Source organism: Helicobacter sp. CaF467b, assembly GCF_022664765.1.
Taxonomy (GTDB): domain Bacteria; phylum Campylobacterota; class Campylobacteria; order Campylobacterales; family Helicobacteraceae; genus Helicobacter_D; species Helicobacter_D colisuis.
Window position 1 is genome coordinate 1,050,736 of the sequence record NZ_JALAIY010000001.1, and the last position, 16,061, is coordinate 1,066,796.

Annotated in this window: 16 protein-coding genes; 11 read left to right on the forward strand and 5 right to left on the reverse strand. The window is 34.0% G+C overall.

What is annotated here, in order from left to right:
* Positions 1-27: 27 nt before the first annotated feature.
* The 3 genes from MKD52_RS05360 to ppsA form a co-directional block, all read right to left on the reverse strand.
* Positions 28-1,032: a transaldolase gene (locus MKD52_RS05360; protein WP_242099529.1), complete on the reverse strand. Its 1,005-nt coding sequence runs from the start codon at positions 1,030-1,032 to the stop codon at positions 28-30.
* 9 nt (positions 1,033-1,041) lie between these two features.
* On the reverse strand, positions 1,042-1,662 hold the full coding sequence (gene serB, locus MKD52_RS05365; protein WP_112056649.1) for a phosphoserine phosphatase SerB: 621 nt from the start codon (positions 1,660-1,662) through the stop codon (positions 1,042-1,044).
* 225 nt (positions 1,663-1,887) lie between these two features.
* Positions 1,888-4,311, reverse strand: a complete 2,424-nt coding sequence (ppsA, locus tag MKD52_RS05370) for a pyruvate, water dikinase (protein WP_112056648.1) — start codon at positions 4,309-4,311, stop codon at positions 1,888-1,890.
* A 180-nt stretch (positions 4,312-4,491) separates the two neighbouring features.
* Here ppsA and purL point away from each other — a divergent pair, with 180 nt between their 5' ends.
* Together purL and MKD52_RS05380 are read left to right on the forward strand one after the other, a co-directional pair.
* Positions 4,492-6,702, forward strand: a complete 2,211-nt coding sequence (gene purL, locus MKD52_RS05375; RefSeq protein WP_242099530.1) for a phosphoribosylformylglycinamidine synthase subunit PurL — start codon at positions 4,492-4,494, stop codon at positions 6,700-6,702.
* Between the two features lie 13 nt (positions 6,703-6,715).
* Positions 6,716-7,099: a hypothetical protein gene (locus tag MKD52_RS05380; protein WP_242099531.1), complete on the forward strand. Its 384-nt coding sequence runs from the start codon at positions 6,716-6,718 to the stop codon at positions 7,097-7,099.
* 5 nt (positions 7,100-7,104) lie between these two features.
* On the opposite strand, the gene MKD52_RS05385 is transcribed toward MKD52_RS05380, so the two are convergent.
* Positions 7,105-8,322 (reverse strand): glycosyltransferase, encoded by a 1,218-nt coding sequence (locus tag MKD52_RS05385; protein ID WP_242099532.1) that lies wholly within the window; start codon positions 8,320-8,322, stop codon positions 7,105-7,107.
* Positions 8,323-8,454: 132 nt separating this feature from the next.
* Between MKD52_RS05385 and MKD52_RS05390 the strand changes: the two genes are divergently transcribed.
* From MKD52_RS05390 to MKD52_RS05430, 9 genes are read left to right on the forward strand one after another with little or no spacing between them, the layout of a single operon-like run.
* Positions 8,455-9,141 carry an AzlC family ABC transporter permease gene (locus MKD52_RS05390; protein WP_112056645.1) on the forward strand — a complete coding sequence of 229 codons (687 nt, stop codon included), beginning with the start codon at positions 8,455-8,457 and terminating at the stop codon, positions 9,139-9,141.
* Complete coding sequence (locus MKD52_RS05395; protein WP_112056644.1) at positions 9,131-9,460, forward strand: AzlD domain-containing protein; 330 nt, start codon at positions 9,131-9,133, stop codon at positions 9,458-9,460. The genes MKD52_RS05390 and MKD52_RS05395 overlap by 11 nt, the downstream gene beginning before the upstream one ends.
* Positions 9,460-9,801 carry a Spx/MgsR family RNA polymerase-binding regulatory protein gene (locus MKD52_RS05400; protein WP_242099533.1) on the forward strand — a complete coding sequence of 114 codons (342 nt, stop codon included), beginning with the start codon at positions 9,460-9,462 and terminating at the stop codon, positions 9,799-9,801. The genes MKD52_RS05395 and MKD52_RS05400 overlap by 1 nt, the downstream gene beginning before the upstream one ends.
* Entirely contained in the window at positions 9,795-11,126 is a 1,332-nt protein-coding gene (locus MKD52_RS05405; RefSeq protein WP_242099534.1) for an SH3 domain-containing C40 family peptidase, read from the forward strand. Before MKD52_RS05400 ends, MKD52_RS05405 begins: the two co-directional genes overlap by 7 nt.
* Positions 11,116-11,868 (forward strand): metal ABC transporter ATP-binding protein, encoded by a 753-nt coding sequence (locus MKD52_RS05410; RefSeq protein WP_242099535.1) that lies wholly within the window; start codon positions 11,116-11,118, stop codon positions 11,866-11,868. The genes MKD52_RS05405 and MKD52_RS05410 overlap by 11 nt, the downstream gene beginning before the upstream one ends.
* Entirely contained in the window at positions 11,865-13,220 is a 1,356-nt protein-coding gene (locus MKD52_RS05415; RefSeq protein ID WP_242099536.1) for an FAD-dependent oxidoreductase, read from the forward strand. Before MKD52_RS05410 ends, MKD52_RS05415 begins: the two co-directional genes overlap by 4 nt.
* Entirely contained in the window at positions 13,213-14,040 is an 828-nt protein-coding gene (locus MKD52_RS05420; protein ID WP_112056639.1) for a metal ABC transporter permease, read from the forward strand. Before MKD52_RS05415 ends, MKD52_RS05420 begins: the two co-directional genes overlap by 8 nt.
* A 1-nt stretch (position 14,041) precedes the next feature.
* Positions 14,042-14,254 (forward strand): DUF5408 family protein, encoded by a 213-nt coding sequence (locus MKD52_RS05425; RefSeq protein ID WP_112056638.1) that lies wholly within the window; start codon positions 14,042-14,044, stop codon positions 14,252-14,254.
* A gap of 53 nt (positions 14,255-14,307) precedes the next feature.
* On the forward strand, positions 14,308-14,877 hold the full coding sequence (locus MKD52_RS05430) for a flagellar FLiS export co-chaperone (protein WP_242099537.1): 570 nt from the start codon (positions 14,308-14,310) through the stop codon (positions 14,875-14,877).
* A 34-nt stretch (positions 14,878-14,911) separates the two neighbouring features.
* Here the strand turns inward: MKD52_RS05430 and MKD52_RS08600 are convergent, their stop codons facing one another.
* A complete protein-coding gene (locus MKD52_RS08600; protein WP_277930829.1) occupies positions 14,912-16,018 on the reverse strand; it encodes a methyl-accepting chemotaxis protein in 1,107 nt (368 codons plus the stop codon).
* Between the last annotated feature and the right edge of the window lie 43 nt (positions 16,019-16,061).

A 16,061-nucleotide genomic window follows, 5' to 3' on the forward strand; every position in this document is an offset into this window, starting at 1 on the left:
GCTAAAATTCTTGAAACTTCTTTTAAATTAAGACAAACTCTCTAAAATTTTTGCAAAAGCATTTTTAAAGTCTTCTAATCCCTGCTCTAATAACTCACTAGAAACTTTTTGCAAATCTACACCAGCATCTGCCACCACCTTAAAATATTCTTCTAATTCTTCATAGCTTGGTAAATAAGCTTCTTCCAAGGCTTCAACTTTCATAAAAGCTTCAATGGTTGCTAATGGTGCAGTATTAATAGCATATTGATGATAAAGCTCTCTAATATAATAAACAGACTCTAAACTATCATCTTTTACACCTGTGCTTGCAAAAAGCGCTCTCACGCAAGGCAAAGAATAATCATTAACAACACGATACAAATATTGCGCATTTTTAATGCCCAAAGTCGCCACAGGAATACCATTATCTTTTAAAATAGAATCGCATTTTCTATCAAATCTTGATACAAAAATACTCACCACCGCTCTTGGGAAATCCTTAGATTCTTTTTTTGTTATTTTTTTGAAATTCTCATACCCCCTTTTAAAAGCCTCCATACATCCAATGGTTTGTTCTTTTGTAAAAACCAAAGTCGCATTAACCGAAATCCCTTGGGAGATTAATTCCTCCATTGCAACAAATCCTGCTTTAGTAGCTGGAATCTTAATCATTACATTGGGATAGCCAATCTCTTTAAACAACCTAACACCCTCTTCAATAGTTCCCTTAGAATCTTGACACAAATTAGGATCTACTTCAATACTCACATAGCCGTCATTTGTATTATTAGTATAAATTGGCATAAGAAGTTCTGCAGCCCTTTGAATATCACTCTTTGCTAAAGCCTCATAAATCTCTTTTGGATTTTTGCCCTTTAAGGATTCTTTTTGTTCTCTGTAACTTGCTTCTAAAAAAGATTTTTGAAAAATAGCAGGATTGCTTGTCGCCCCTTCAATAATTCCACCCTCAATCATTTTGATAAAATCATTTTCCAAAAAATCTCTTTCAATAAAATCACACCACAAAGAAAAAAAAATATTATTTTGCATTGCTGTTCCTTATAGATAATTTTTTATTAATGACAAATCTTTTGTATCAATTATGATATTTGCAGCCTCTCTCAAAACTTCTTTGGCGCAAAATGCCACTTTTTTTTGCGCATATTGAAACATTGAAAGATCATTAGCCCCATCTCCAACCACAAGAGTATTAGATGAATCCACACCTAGCAAAACTTGAATCTTCTCAAGCATTCTCCCTTTAGAGTAAGAAAACATCATCTCTCCACCAACTTTTCCTGTTAAAAGTCCATCTTTGTGATGCAAAGTGTTACTAAAATGAATATCATAGCCAAGTGCTTTTTGCCCTGCACTCACCCCTTCATCAAACCCCCCACTAAACACCACCACCTTATAACCATTTTCCTTTAAAAAACTAATAATTTCCTTAGCACCAGGATTATAAGTAAGATTTTCACAAACTTCACAAACCTGCTTTAGTGGCATTCCCTCCAAAGTCTTTACGCGTTTTCTTAAACTATGGTAAAAATCCAATTTTCCTGCCATAGCTTCTTTAGTAATCTCGCTTACTTGTTGCTCACTTCCATAGGCTTTTGCTAGTAAATTTATAGTTTCTCCATCCATTAGTGTAGAATCAAAATCAAAAACTGCCAGTTTCAAAAACATCCTTTAGCACAAATTTCAAAACCAAACATTATACATTTTTATTATAAAAGCAATCTAAGATAAAAAAATAACTTATTAATAATATTTTTTCTTAAGTTTTCCCCACAAAAAAACCACTAGAATTATTTTTTAACATATTGCTTTAAATTTTACTTAGCACAAGAAGCAAAAGATAGAATTTTTATAAAACGCACAAAATGTGCATTTTATAAAGGTATATTAAGAGATTCCAAGTTTCTTTTCAAGTTTTACAATTCGATCCCAAGTTTCAATCACAGAATCGGGATTTAATGAAATAGAAGTGATTCCATTTTCCACTAAAAACTCTGCAATTTCTGGATAATCACTAGGTGCTTGCCCACAGATTCCGCAATATTTATTATGTTTTTTACAAGCATCAATTGCCATTTTAAACATTTTAAGAAGCGCAGGATTTCTTTCATCAAAAACATGGCTAACAAGCTCTCCATCCCTATCAACACCCAAAGTCAATTGCGTAAGGTCATTTGATCCAATTGAATAACCATCAAAAAGCTGTAAAAATTCATCTGCCATAATTACATTCACTGGCAATTCACACATAACATAAATTTCCAATCCATTTTCGCCTTGCACCAATCCATTTTTACGCATAATCTCTAAAACTCTTCTACCCTCTTCTGGAGTTCTAAGGAATGGAATCATAATTTTCATATTAGAAAATCCCATTTCATTACGCGCCATTGCTAAAGCTTGACATTCCCACTCAAAAGCTTGTCTGTATTGTTCAGAATAATACCGACTAGCGCCACGATAACCAAGCATAGGATTCTCTTCGTGTGGCTCATAGTCTTTCCCCCCTACCATACGACAATACTCATTAGATTTAAAATCGCTTGTCCTAACAATAACAGGCTTAGGGTAAAATGCCGCTGCAATCATTCCCACACCCTCAGCAATTTTCTTTACAAAGAAATCCTTAGGATTAGCATAACCAGACATAATCTCTTTTACGCCCTCAACACCATCAAATTCTTTATTTCCATTATGCAAATCCATTAGCGCAAGTGGATGAGCTTTAATATAGTTATTAATAATAAATTCCATTCTTGCAAGCCCAACACCATTATTTGGAATCATAGAAAAAGTAAAGGCTTTTTCAGGATTCCCAATATTCATATAGATTTTTGTCTTAGGTTGCTCTAATGAGCTTAAATCAACTTTTTCAACCTCATATTCATAGATTCCATTATAAACAAATCCATCTTCCCCTTCAGCACACGAAACCGTTACTTCCATACCAGTTTCTAGTTTTTCTGTTGCTCCAACTGCGCCAACAATCGCAGGCACTCCAATTTCTCTTGCCACAATAGCTGCATGACAAGTTCTACCCCCACGATTTGTAATCACAGCTGCTGCTTTTTTCATAGCAGGCTCCCAATCTGGATCAGTATTATCTGTTACAAGAATTTCACCTCTTTTTAACTCGCCCATATTAGCAATATTATCAATAACACGAATTTTTCCTGTTCCAATTTTTCCACCCACGGCTTTTCCACTTAGTAAAATCTCTTTTTCACTTTTATCTTTAAAGAAGTATTTTTCTAAAGTATTATTTTGTTTCTTCATTTTTTGGCTTTGCACCGTTTCGGGTCGCGCTTGGACAATAAAGATTTCACCGCTATTACCATCTTTTGCCCATTCCATATCCATAGGGCGGTATTCTCCTGCCTCTTTTGTATAATGTTTTTCAATCAAAACCGCATAACGCGCTAGAGTTAAAACCTCTTCATCACTCAAAGAAAAACTTTTAAGTTCTTCTTCTGTAGTTTCAATATTTTTAGTAGGATGTTTAGCGCCAGGTGCAGCATAGACCATTTTAATGTTTTTATACCCTAGTTGTCTTTTTAGAATCGGTCGTTTGCCTAACTCCAGAGCTGGTTTAAAAACATAAAATTCATCAGGATTCACAGTTCCACCTACAACATTCTCCCCAAGACCCCAAGCTGAAGTAATAAAAACTGCATCTCTAAAGCCAGTTTCTGTATCAATACTAAACATTACCCCAGAACTTCCCTTATCTGATCGCACCATTTTTTGCACCCCAACAGAAAGAGCGACTTTAAAATGATCAAATCCCCTAGAAGCACGATAGCTTACCGCTCTATCGGTAAAAAGTGATGCCATACAAGATTTAATATAATGAATAAGTTCAGTTTGTCCTTGAACGCTCAAATAAGTGTCTTGCTGTCCTGCAAAAGAAGCATCAGGTAAATCCTCTGCTGTAGCCGAACTTCTTACTGCCACATCGGCTTCTTCCATATTATATTCTTGACTTAAAATCTTGTAAGCCTCCAAAATTTCTTCCCTTAAGTCCGCAGGTAATGGAGTGCCAAAAATCATATCGCGTATCTTTTTAGAACGCACATTTAAAACATCAATCTCTGTTACATCAATTCCCTCAAGTAATTCTTTGATTTTTTCTCGGATTCCACCACTATCTAATAAATACCAATACGCCTCACTTGTAATTGCAAAACCATTAGGTACTTTAATCCCCATAGGCACAAGCTCTTGAAACATTTCTCCGATACTTGCATTCTTACCGCCCACCACAGGCACATCTCTATTATTTAATTCCTTGAAAAACTTGATGTATTTCATTTTGTCTTTTCTCCTTAATTCCTTTTAGACCATTTTTTTAAAAAATACTCACTATTCTACTAAAAATAACTTTATCTCAATCTTAGTTTATCCATACTTTAAAGGACAATTTGATAAACTTCCATTTATAAAAGTTTTTTTTGTAAAAAATACTCACTTTAAAACAACTAAGGAAAAGGCATGGAAAATTTAGAAAAGATTCTAAGGCAACATAAACTTACCCAAGAGGACTATCAAAATATTCTCAATATCCTAAAAAGAGAGCCTAATTTGGTAGAAATTGGGATTTTTTCTGCTATGTGGAGCGAACATTGCAGCTATAAATCTAGCAAAATTTATCTCAATGGATTCCCCACACGCGCACCTTGGGTTATCCAAGGTCCAGGAGAAAATGCAGGAATTATTGATATTGGTGGGGGTTATGGGGCGGTTTTTAAAATGGAATCCCATAATCACCCTAGCTTTATTGAGCCTTATGCGGGCGCTGCCACGGGAGTTGGCGGAATCATGCGCGATATTTTTACTATGGGCGCTAGACCTGTTGCAAGTCTTAACTCTATTCGCTTTGGCAATATCGCCAAAAAAGATTCCACAGGGGCAAAACACCGCTATTTATTACGCGGAGTTGTCGCAGGAATTGGAGGTTATGGAAATTGTATGGGGGTGCCAACTATTGGTGGTGAAATGAGCTTTGAAGATTGCTATGAGGGCAATATTTTGGTTAATGCTTTCACTTTAGGAATTGTTAAAAACGATGAAATTTTCTATGGCAAGGCTGAAGGAATTGGGAATCCTGTTATTTATGTAGGTTCTAAAACTGGACGCGATGGTTTGGGTGGTGCGGTAATGAGCTCTGATAGCTTTAATGAAGATTCTAAATCTTTGCGTCCTACCGTGCAAGTGGGTGATCCATTTACTGAAAAACTACTTTTAGAAGCGTGTTTGGAATTATTCAAAAAAGATTTAATTGTTGGGATTCAAGATATGGGTGCAGCAGGACTTACAAGTTCTAGCTTTGAAATGGCAGGACGCAGTGGAAGTGGTATGGTCATGCATCTTGATAAAGTCCCTACCCGCGAAGCCAATATGACACCTTATGAATTAATGCTAAGCGAATCGCAAGAGAGAATGTTGATTTGTGCTAAAAAAGGTTGCGAAAAAGAAATTTTAGAGATTTTTACAAAATGGGAATTAGACTGCGCTATTGTAGGTGAAGTTACTAATAGTGGAAAAATGGAACTATATTGGCATAATGAAAAATGCGCTGAAATCCCAATTGCTCCTTTGAGCGAAAAATCACCGATTCTTAAAAGACCTGTGAGTGAGAATCCAACTTATCTTGACAAAATAGAATCGCTTAATCAAGAAGCACTCCAAAAATTAGATTCTAATGAAATTTTTAAAACCCTCCTTCAAAGTCCTGATGTCAGCGATAAAGCTTGGGTTTATGAGCAATATGATAGCACAGTTCAAACTAATACTCTAACAAAAATTGGAAGTGGTGGCGCAAGTGCAATTAGGGTTAAAGAAAATGGCAAAGGAATAGCAATGAGCGTGGCTTGTCCTATCCGATTATGCTATCTTAACCCCAAAGAAGGTGCCAGACAAGCCGTTGCAAAAGTCGGTCGAGATATTGCTCTAAGAGGTGGAAGGGCTCTAGCTATTACAGATTGTCTAAACTTTGGAAATCCAGAAAATCCTGAAGTAATGTGGCAATTCAAGGAAGCTTGTGAGGGCATTAAAGAAGCTTGCAAAACTCTTAATACTCCTGTAGTTAGCGGAAATGTAAGCCTTTATAATCAAACTAATAATAGCGATATTTACCCCACTCCAAGTATTGCAGGAGTTGGAGTTATTGATGATATTTATCATCTCTTAGGCAGTGAGTTTAATCAAGAAGACACCGAAGTTTATTTGCTCAAATCTAAAAATACTACTCCACAATTTGGCGCTAGTCTTTTTGCAAAATACTTTGCCAATAGCATTAAAGGTGAAATTCCATCTATCAATCTTAACGATGAATTGTTTTTATGGAGTGTATTAGCTAGTGCAAAAGAGCGCGGAATCTTAAAAGTAGCTGTTGATATTTATCAAGGTGGATTAGCCATTGCTCTAGCTAAAGCTTGCATCAAGGGCAATATTGGTTGTAAAAGTGTTAAAGCCTTTGATAATCAAGCACTCTTTGGCGAATCCCCAACGCAAGTCTTAATTGCTCTAGATTCCAAAAATGTTTCAACTTTGCAAAATTTACTTGAAAACTCTAATTTGCATTTAGAAAAAATTGCGACATTAGGGGGTGAAAAGATTGAAATTGGCAATATTTCAATCACACTTAGTGAAGCCAAAAGAATCTATTTTGAAAGCTTTGATGCTATCCTTCAAACCCTTTAGGAAAATTGCTCTTTTGGGGGCAATTTTATCTTATCCTGCTTTTTGTTTGGATTTAGCTAATTTTTATCAACAAGTCCATACACAAAGCCTACAAAAAAACTATGTGAAATTTCGCGGAAGAAACCTTTTAAGCATTGATTCTTATCATCTTTTAAATCAAAAAGAAAAAATGGCAGTGCAATATTCTTTGGTTTTAATTCATGAAAAAATTGCATCTTTTATTTATTTTAATGAATTAAGTGGCATTGGAATCTCCACGCAAAGAAATTCTCATCTTCAATTTGATATTAAATATTATGAAACACTCAAAGATATTGGCATTGGAGGAGAATTTTATGCAATGTGTGTTTTACCCTTTTTTGACAAATGTATTTTATTAGGATATGAATCCTTTTAAAAAAGCTAGGATTTTTTTGCAGCCTGTTTTTTAATAAGATAAATCTTACGATACAACTTTATAATATTACATTTCCACCATTCCTTACAAAACTCCAAAACAGCTTCACCTAGCTTGTAAGGAATGCTTTGTTTTTCTTTTAAAGCGTTTTGGTAATCTTCATATTGACAAAACATAGGTAATCTTAAATGGGGAGATATTTTACAGATTCTACGATATTCTCTTAGTTTTCTTTTATGCTTTAAAATCACTTGTGCTATTTTAAGGGGTAATTTTAGATATTTTATTTTGCTTGTTTGATAATAGCATTCCACAATCGCATAACCCACTTTATAAGCTAAGGAAAATCGCACTCTCTCATATCCATAAGTTGTCTTAGCAACAAACCCCTTTAAATAAGGCAAACCGCCTTGATTAAGCCAAACCTCATAATACTCACCCCATTCTCTCCATATTTGATGACAAAGCTGATTATTCCAAAATCGATTTTCTCTCCCATAAGAATGAATAAAATATGAATCATCATTAGCTATCCACAATACACTCCCTACATAATCTTTCCCCAAGTCCTTTGCCTTAATACTTTTTTCAAATATTAACAAAGACAAAACCCCCTGATCATTAAGTCCCACTTCAATACTCTTTTGATAAACAAAAGCATAACATTCCGCAGAATTAATCAAAGAATCATTTACAAAGATAATCGGTGAGCGGTAGATTCTAAAATCCCTAAACTCTCCATTATAATTAGGATACACTTCTTTAAGCTGCTTTTTGCCTCTTTCTGCTGCTATTGTAATTCCTGATTCTTTAAGCTTAAGTAAATGCTCTAATCCCTTTAAAAGCAAAATATCAAAATCCAAATATAAAATATTTTCACATTCTTCTAAATATCTAAAAATTTCAAAACACGCATACACCATATGCGTCCAACGCCCCAAAAAACCCCTAGAGTAAGAAAAATCAATTTTTAAATTATTCTGATTGAATTTTTTAAAATTATCTAAAAAAGTTTGTTGTGTGAATTCACAAAAAACCACCTTGCTATCTTGAGCCAATCTTTCCATTGCCTCTTTATCTTTTGGGCTAAATCCATCATGAACAATATAAAAAACATCAACAAAACTACCCATTTTATCCTTAATGTTGGCAATCATAACGCCTAAGGTAAAGCTTGAATCTTTTGTTGCTGCTAATAAAATCCCAAACTTGTGCTTTTTCATTCCTTCTCCAAAAGATTGATTTTACTATATTTTTAAACATTTTTCAATTTTAAAGATTCCGTAAATGGAATATTTTTTAGAGCATAAATTCTGCTATAATTGCGCTCCTTTATAAATTCTTGAGGTTTTTAGGTGTTTTATCGAAGTTTTATTCAATCATTGCCTGTTTTAATGGGGTATTTACCCCTTGGAATTGCCTTTGGTATTTTATTTTCCAAAGAATTATCGCTTGATTGGTATTATGGTGTTTTAATTGCTATTTTGGTTTTTACAGGTGCTGGGCAATTTTTACTTGTTTCTCTTATTGCTTCTTATGCCGGATTCCTAGAAATAGCCATTGCTTCTTTTTTATTAAATATTCGCCATCTCTTTTATTCCCTTGCTATTACCAATGAAATCAAAAACTTTGGAATCACCAAATATTATATTCTCTTTGGCTTAACTGATGAGACTTTTGCAGTCTTAAAAGCCAATAAAGCTGCCTTTAATCTCTCTTTAAAAGAGCTAGAACAAAGTTATTTTTACATTACTTTTTTTGATCATTGCTACTGGGTTTTGGGGTGTGGAATCGGGATTTTTCTAGGAAATACTTTAGGATTTAAGCCAGATGGTGTAGAATTTGCACTAACAGCTCTTTTTAGCGTTTTAACTCTTTCGCTTCTACAAAATTCTCCTAATAAAAAACCTTTTTATATAGGCTTATCATTAGGCATCATAGGACTTATCATTTTCCCTAGTCAATATTTTTTGCTCCTTAGCATTTTTTGTGGAATCTTTATTTTGCTCTTTGGCAGAAAATGGATAGAAAATGCAAGATAATTTTGATACATTTTATCTCATCGGCGCTATTTTAGCAGCTACCATTGGGACAGCCCTTACAAGATTATTGCCTTTTTTTATTTTCAAAAATGCAACAAATAATAAGCTTTTAAAATACCTGCAAGATACAATGCCACTTTTTATTATGACACTCCTTATTTTTTTTAGTTTGCTTAACACTCCTTGGAGTGAAACCTATGGACTTTATGAACTTGGTGGAATTTTTTCTGCAATTTTATGTTTTTTATGGTTTAAAAATTCAGTTTTTAGTATATTTACAGGAATTATTTTTTATATTTTTCTTACAAGGATTTTTTAATGGTTAAGGTTTATGGAATCAAAAATTGTGGTAGCGTTAAAAAAGCTTTAAATTTCTTAGAGCAAAAAAAGATTCCCTATGAATTTATTGACTTTAAAAAAACTCCGCCTAATAAAGAAACGCTTGAAAAATGGCTCCAAAGTGTCCCACTTAAAATACTTTTCAACACTAAAGGCACCACTTACAAAAAACTTTCCCTAAAAGATAAGAATCTTAGCGAAGAAGAGATTAAAGAATATCTAATCAAAGAGCCCAATTTAATCAAACGCCCAGTTGTTGAAGCTAATCATCAAGTTATTGTGGGCTTTAAAGAAGAAGAATATGAGGAATTTAAATGGTGAAATTTCTCACTTTTATCTTTTTTCTAGCTCTGCTTTATGGCTGTGCTTCAAAACCACCCAAGCTTGAATTACCCAAGCAAGATTTGCAGTCATATATTTCTAATGAATCATTTGAATCGCTCAAGCCTCCCTCCACAAAAAATCTTAAAAATAAATATTTACAGCAGTTTTTCTCCCCTTTTAGCAAAATTCCAAAAAATGATTCTATTCAAGCTCAATGGGGATTGCAACAAGCCTTAACAAATTTAGGTTATGGAGAGAATCTACTACCCTATTCTTTAGCAGAAATCGAGGAATTAGCCAAAGAAGCAAACTTTGAAAACTTTCCTAGCTTAAAACAACCTGCCATTATAACTAAATCTAGCAACCTTAGGGTTTTGCCCACTAATAAACCAAGATTCTTTAACCCCAAAACAGCAGGAGAAGGCTTTCCTTTTGATTATTGGCAAAATTCTTATATTTACTTAGGGACGCCCATTCTCATCACTCATTATTCTAAGTCCAAAAAATGGGCTTTTGTTGAGAGTGGCTTTGTTAGCGGATGGATAGAAGTGCTTAATATTGCAATTTTAAATCAAAAGCAAACTCAAGAACTTAGGCAAACTCAAGAATTTTTAGTAGCTAAAAAAGATAATATTCCTATTTATAACACCCACCAAGAATTTTTAGAAACAGCTCGTATTGGCATGTTACTTCCTTTGCTTGGAAGCACAAAAAAAGCTTATGAGAGTTTCATTTTTACACGCACACAAAGGGGTTATGCCAAAAAAATAAAAATTCATCTCCACAGCCAGGATTTTACTAGATTTCCCATGCCTTTTTCCTCAAAAAATTACGCTTCCCTTGCTCAAAATCTTATGGGTGAGAAATATGGTTGGGGTGGAATGTTTGGGAATCGCGATTGTTCAATGTTTCTAAGGGATACTCTTGGTAATTTTGGATTCTATCTCCAAAGAAACTCACAAGCTCAGATTCTCCCAAATAATTTAAATAAATCTCTTTATTTTGATTTAAGCCAAATGAATCCTAATCAAAAAAAGCTTTTTATCCAAAACAACGCCATTCCTTTTGCTACTTTGCTTGGAATGAAAGGGCATATTATGCTTTATGTGGGAAGTTTTGGTGGAGAGATTTTTGTATTGCATGATATTTGGGGCTTAAAAACACTTCAAAATGGAGAAGAAGGCAGGAGTATTATTGGTAAAATTGCCCTTACTCCACTAAACATTGGCGAAAATACCAAGGGAATCAATCAAAATACATTATTAATTAAACGCATTTATGGAATGAGAAATCTATTTGACAAGGCTAATTATGCAAAATAGTAACTCTCACAAAATAATTGAGTATAAAAATGTTAATTTTTCTTTCACCAAAGAACGAATCTTGTATAATGTGGATTGGACAATTTATGAAGGTGATTTTTGGGCTATTATTGGACCAAATGGTGGTGGAAAAAGCACACTAGCGCGCCTTTTAATAGGGTTATTAAAGCCAACAGAAGGCAAGATTATTAAAAGCCCTACATTACGCGTTGGCTATGTCCCACAAAACACTTTTTTAAATCGTCATTTTCCCATATCAACTCTAGAAGTTGTTATGATGGGATTTTTAAAACCAGGATTTTTGGGAGGATTCTTACCCAAAAACGCAAGAAAGCTTGCTTTAGAACTTTTAGAGCAGTTCCATTTGGAAGCTTATGCTCATAAAAAAATCGGAGAACTCTCCGGCGGACAAAGACAAAGGGTTTTAATTGCAAGAGCATTGTGTGGAAATCCAAATTTTTTGGTCTTAGATGAGCCAACAGCCAGTGTAGATCAAAAAAATCAAAGAGAAATTTATGATTTATTGCAAAAAATCAATAAAGAAAAGACTATAATTATAATTAGTCATGATATTTCAATTTTATTAGGCTATGCCAAAAAGGTTTTATATGTTAATCGCGAGGTTACAGAGCACGAACTTCCAAAAATAAGCGATCAAAGTATCCAAGAGCATTTTTGTGAAGTGGAAATGTTATTGCAATCTCAATATTCCCAAAATCTAAATTTAGGAGGTCGTTTATGAAACAAACTTATGATGTCGCCATTATTGGGGCTGGTATTTCAGGTAGTGCGCTTTTTTATGCACTCACACATTATACGAATTTAAAAAAGGTCGTTTTGCTAGAGAAATATTCTCAACCAGCAACATTAAGCTCAAGTGGAAATAATAACTCACAAACTATTCATGCAGGAGATATTGAAACCAACTACACTTTTGAAAAAGCAAAAAAAGTCTCTAGGGGTGCAAAGCTACTTGTCTCTTACGCTTTTCATCATCAATTGCAAAACAAAAGTATTTTTGAATACCAAAAAATGGCTATTGGTGTGGGCGAAAAAGAAGTTGAGTTTATGACAAAACGACACGAAGAGTTTAAAGAAATCTATCCTGAATTGGAATTTTTTAACAAAGAAACACTTAAACAAATCGAGCCAAATGTAATCAAAATGCTTGATGGTAGCGATAGACCTGAACCTGTTGTTGGATCTGGAATAAGAAAAAGCTTCTGTGCTATGAATTTCTGTGCTACTGCCACTCATATGATAGAACAAAGTATTTTTGGTGAACACAAAGCACTTTTTAATCACAAAGTTACCAAAATCATTCGACAAGGCGATGGTGCTTACACGATACAATCACAAGAACAAGAGCCCATTACAGCCTCTTTTGTGTTAGTTAATGCTGGTGCGCATTCTTTGCTTTTAGCTCAAAATATGGGTTATGGATTAGATTTGGGTTGCTTACCTGTATCTGGAAGTTTTTATTTTATTCCTGGAAATAAACTTCAAGGTAAAGTTTATACAGTCCAAAATCCAAAACTTCCTTTTGCGGCTATCCATGGAGATCCTGATGTGGTAGCACAAGGAAAAACTAGATTAGGACCAACTGCCCTTGCATTGCCAAAGCTAGAACGCTTTAAAAGCGGAACTTTCGTTGATTTTCTAAAATCTTTTGGCTTTGGAAGTTCCACTACAAAAATTATGTGGGATTTGCTTTCTGATAGTGAAATCCGAAATTATATTCTTAGAAATTTTATCTACGAGATTCCAAGCATTGGAAAAAAATACTTTTGGGAAGAAGCCAAAAAAATTATCCCTTCTATTCAATTACATGAATTGTCTTACGCATCTGGATTTGGTGGAATCCGCCCACAAGTTTTAGACAAAACACAAAAAAAGCTTATTTTGGGTGAGAAAAAAATCAAGAGTAATCAAGGTATTACCTTTAATATGACACCAAGCCCTGGAGCTACAAGCTGTTTAAGAAACGCTTTAATTGATATGTTAGAAATCACAGAATATCTTAAAGCTGAAATTAAAATGGATAAAATCAAAGAAGAATTAAACGAAGAAGATTTAGGATGGCTGATTGACTGAAATCTTGGAGTATAGCTTCATACAAAATGCTATTATTGGTGCTTTTTTTACAAGCATTATTTGTGGCATTATAGGCACACTTGCAGTAACTAACAGAATGGTTTTTATCTCTGGTGGAATCGCCCATAGCATTTATGGTGGTGTGGGGATTGCTGCTTTTTGGGGATTGCCTATTTTACTAGGTGCGACACTTTTTAGTGTCTTTTGTGCGATTATTCTTGCTTATATGTTACTTTATGCCAAAGAGAGATTAGATGCACTTGTAGGATCGCTTTGGGCATTTGGAATGGCTTTAGGGATTATTCTTGTAGAACTAACCCCTGGTTATAATAAAGATTTTATGGGGTATTTATTTGGGAGCGTTTTAAGTATTACCCATAATGATATTCAATATATGGTTATTTTTGCTTGTTTTCTTATTCTCTTTATTGCGCTAAATTACCGCGTAATTATCGGAATCTCTTATGATAGTGAATTTACACAACTCCAAGGAATCCATACTCATATTTTTAGCATAGTCTTAATGATATTAATCGCCATTGGAATTGTGATTACTATGCGCTCTGTAGGAATTATTTTAATCATCGCACTTCTAAGCATTCCTGCTTATTGTAGCGAAATTTTAACCAACTCCTTAGTTAAAATGATGCTTGTTTCTAGTCTTATTTCTTTTGTTTGCATACTCGGCGGTATTAGTGTTTCTTATTTTTATGACTTTCAAGCAGGTGCTAGTATTGTGATTTTACTTTCACTTTTTTCTTTTATATTAGCACTTGTTTATTATGTTTTAAACAAATTCTATCCCAAAAAGGATCTTTAAAATGGAAAACTTAAATAAAGAAATCAATCATTCTAACAAAACCGCCACAAAAGCTGTCAAAATTGCTCTTGTGTGCTGCGTGATAACTATCATTTTTGCAACACTTAGCTTATGGGTTTTACTCAATCAAATCACCGCCACTGCCAATCTAAGTAAAAATCAAAAAATACTTGAACAAAAAATACTTGCACTAGAAAAACAGCAAAAACAATAGGTTTTTTTGGAACAAAAAATGCTTTAGTCCTTTAAAATTTAAAAGGAGTTTCAATGTTAACATCTGTTAATCCCTATGGAATAGGAAATATCTACTCACAAAAACCAACTTCACTTCCAAAAGAAGCAGAGGTAGAATCGCAAGTGCAAACAACACAAGAAACACAAGAATTACCCAATCTCTCCAAAGAAGCTTTAGAAATACGCAAATTTAGCGATGGAATCAAAGGCGCTAATGAAATGATTGGGGCAATGCAGATTGCCGATATTACTCTAAATGCTTTAAGCACAAAAGCTAAAGATATGGAAATCAATACAACAAACCTTGATGCTCTTGATTCTGTGGCAAAAGCAGCGCAATTCAAAAACGAACCACTCTTTGGAAAAGAATTAACACTTAATCTTGCAGGTGAAAATGTCTCTCTCTCCCTACCTTTGCCAAGCCAAATTAATAAAGAAGATTCTTTAGTGAAAAGTTTATCGCAAAAACACAATGAAATTGGCGAAAAAATGTCAAAAATCAGCTCACTTATAGAAAAAGCAAGTCTTCCACTTGGTGGCGCTACACAAAATTACGATTTTGAAAACTTTGATTCTAATTCTTTTAAGAATCTTTTTAGATAGTAATATGAGGAGTTTTAATCCTCATATTCTAAACTTATTTGTGCTCATTCTTTCTTTCTGTCATTTTCTCTTTTAAAAGATTATCCAATACAGAGACTACATTATCTGAAGCCACTTCACCCTCTTTAATAAATTTAATTATCTCACTACCTTTTTGCAATCCTGATTCTTTAAAAATATCTAAAGCCGCTCTAAAGGAATCATGAACTCCAGAATGTGGAGATTCTAAACTAGCATAACTACCTAATTGACTAAAATATTCTTTTCCAATTCCTGCATCATACCATTTCCCCAAACGACATTCACGATGTGTGGCTAATTTTATTTCTTTGTTATCTTCAATAATTGCTTTGTAACTATTGATCTTAAAAAGCAAGTGATCGAGTTTTACTAATGCAATAAAAGTTGTATCTAAAACATTTGCCACATCTTCTCGAACTGCCATTGAAGTTTGACCTATCTCTGCAAATTTCAAAACTTCTCCATTCACATTATCCATATCGCTAACGATTTCTTCTGTAGAACTCTGCACCTCTGAGAAATTTTGGCGTAAAACTTGAATATTCATTTCAATCTCTTTTGTTGCTTTTTGAGCTCTCTCTGCAAGTTTTCTTACCTCATCTGCTACAACTGCAAATCCTCTACCATGCTCACCTGCCCTTGCTGCTTCAATAGCTGCATTAAGCGCTAAGAGATTAGTCTGATCGCTAACATCTGTAATTAGATTAATTACATTAGTAATCGAATCCAAATCCTGATAAACTTGAGTAATCATCATCTGGAAGCTATTAAACTTCTCTACCACACTTGATATGGTCCCACCAATTAATTCTTCAAGCGATTGTGTTTGTTTGTAATTTTGAAACGAGATTTTTTCTGATTCTTGTAACATCTCCACAGAATTTGAAAAATCATCTTGCAATATCTTAAGATTTTTTGCGCAAGATTGTGTCATCATTCCAAACATTTCATTAAAAACTTCACTCTTTTCTTCATCTTTTTGTGGTTGCCTTAGAGCTTTTTGGTATTCTTCATTTTTTAAACTACAATGATGCAATGCTTTTTCTAACTGCTCTATTTTGCGCTTAAGCTCACTATTCTCTGCTACTAATTCCTTCTCCCTTTTAGAACTCCCAAACATCCTATACTCCTTTTTTAAATTTTTAGTTACCCCTTAGAAAATC

Bases quoted from the DNA above. Each gene is read 5' to 3' on its own strand.
- MKD52_RS05360 (WP_242099529.1), bottom strand. From the start codon at position 1,032: ATGCAAAATAATATTTTTTTTTCTTTGTGGTGTGATTTTATTGAAAGA.
- ppsA (WP_112056648.1), bottom strand. From the start codon at position 4,311: ATGAAATACATCAAGTTTTTCAAGGAATTAAATAATAGAGATGTGCCT.
- purL (WP_242099530.1), top strand. From the start codon at position 4,492: ATGGAAAATTTAGAAAAGATTCTAAGGCAACATAAACTTACCCAAGAG.
- MKD52_RS05385 (WP_242099532.1), bottom strand. From the start codon at position 8,322: ATGAAAAAGCACAAGTTTGGGATTTTATTAGCAGCAACAAAAGATTCA.
- MKD52_RS05395 (WP_112056644.1), top strand. From the start codon at position 9,131: ATGCAAGATAATTTTGATACATTTTATCTCATCGGCGCTATTTTAGCA.
- MKD52_RS05400 (WP_242099533.1), top strand. From the start codon at position 9,460: ATGGTTAAGGTTTATGGAATCAAAAATTGTGGTAGCGTTAAAAAAGCT.
- MKD52_RS05405 (WP_242099534.1), top strand. From the start codon at position 9,795: ATGGTGAAATTTCTCACTTTTATCTTTTTTCTAGCTCTGCTTTATGGC.
- MKD52_RS05410 (WP_242099535.1), top strand. From the start codon at position 11,116: ATGCAAAATAGTAACTCTCACAAAATAATTGAGTATAAAAATGTTAAT.
- MKD52_RS05415 (WP_242099536.1), top strand. From the start codon at position 11,865: ATGAAACAAACTTATGATGTCGCCATTATTGGGGCTGGTATTTCAGGT.
- MKD52_RS05425 (WP_112056638.1), top strand. From the start codon at position 14,042: ATGGAAAACTTAAATAAAGAAATCAATCATTCTAACAAAACCGCCACA.
- MKD52_RS05430 (WP_242099537.1), top strand. From the start codon at position 14,308: ATGTTAACATCTGTTAATCCCTATGGAATAGGAAATATCTACTCACAA.
- MKD52_RS08600 (WP_277930829.1), bottom strand. From the start codon at position 16,018: ATGTTTGGGAGTTCTAAAAGGGAGAAGGAATTAGTAGCAGAGAATAGT.